The organism is Shewanella sp. WXL01, assembly GCF_012263345.1.
GTDB classification, from domain to species: domain Bacteria; phylum Pseudomonadota; class Gammaproteobacteria; order Enterobacterales; family Shewanellaceae; genus Shewanella; species Shewanella maritima.
This window is the reverse complement of record NZ_JAAIKQ010000023.1, coordinates 1-1,134: the sequence shown is the minus strand read 5'-3', so window position 1 is coordinate 1,134 and position 1,134 is coordinate 1. Positions and strand designations below refer to the sequence as shown.

Genomic DNA, 1,134 nt, shown 5'->3' with positions numbered 1-1,134 from the left:
TTAAGTCCTGTCGGGTTTCGTCCTCCTCTGACTTGAGCGTCCATTTCTGTGATGCTCGTCAGGGGAGGCGGAGCCTATGGAAAAACGGCAACGCCGCATCCTTTTCTCCGGCCCTTTCTGATTTGAGCGCCTTTGCTTTATCCCGTTATCCGTGAGTCGGTCACGCCCGCCGCAGCCGAACGGCAGGAGCGCAGCTACCGAGTGAGCGAGGAGGCGTCATTTCATCTGTCCGTGCATGGTATTGCGGACGCTCCTGAGCCACATATCACACCTGCCACATGAGGCACTTTCATGAATCGTGCTCTCATGCCAACATAGTAAGCCAGTATACACAGCGTAAACGCTGTGACTGGTTCAGGGCTGCGCCCCGAAACCCGCTAACACCACTGACGCGCTGGCGCTTGTCCAACGCCGGAGCGACCCGGAAAACTTTTCCGTGCCGTCCGGCGTTTGCGAAGGAGGGATAATGCAGAAGCCGAAGAAGAAGCCGCTCGTCGTAAAAAAAAGATCCTGGCATCCGGCAGTGATGGCAAATCTGATGCGTCAGGCACAGGAGGAAGATTACCGCCGGGAGCAGATGGCAGAGCTTGAGCGTTCAGCCCGGTCACATTTTGCGGATATCGGAGGAGAGGATGGCGGTTAAGCGTACCCGTTTTTTAGGTATCCGGGTGACCGATGGGGAGTACCAGCAGCTGCTGGAGCGCTGCAATGGAAGGCAACTGGCGGTGTGGATGCGGGAAACCTGTCTCGATACGCGCCCGGCGCGGTCGTTGCGGCTGCCGTCCATCGATCCGGTTTTGCTGCGCCAGCTTGCCGGGATGGGGAACAACCTCAACCAGATCGCCCGGAAAATTAACGGCGGCCAGTGGTCAGGCGCTGACCGGGTTCAGGTGGTGGCCGCGCTGATGGCCATTGATGCCGAACTCGAGCGGCTGCGGCATGCCGTGCTGGAAAAGGGGGCAGACGATGATCGTTAAGTTTCATCCGCGAGGGCGAGGCGGCGGTGCCGGGCCGGTGGATTATCTGCTGGGGAAAGACCGCCAGCGCGACGGGGCCATCGTCCTGCAGGGAAAGCCGGAGGAGGTCCGGGAGCTTATCGACGCCTCGCCCTACGCCAAAAAGTACACCTCCGGC

The 1,134-nt window shown here is 59.9% G+C and carries 2 protein-coding genes; both read left to right on the top strand.

Annotated features, from left to right (window positions below; genetic code table 11):
* Nucleotides 1-466 precede the first annotated feature (466 nt).
* Nucleotides 467-643, top strand: a complete 177-nt coding sequence (locus G3R49_RS19890; RefSeq protein ID WP_004197757.1) for a hypothetical protein — start codon at nucleotides 467-469, stop codon at nucleotides 641-643.
* Nucleotides 633-977, top strand: coding sequence for a MobC family plasmid mobilization relaxosome protein (locus G3R49_RS19885; RefSeq protein ID WP_062955149.1), 345 nt, complete (start codon nucleotides 633-635; stop codon nucleotides 975-977). The genes G3R49_RS19890 and G3R49_RS19885 overlap by 11 nt, the downstream gene beginning before the upstream one ends.
* Nucleotides 978-1,134: the final 157 nt, after the last annotated feature.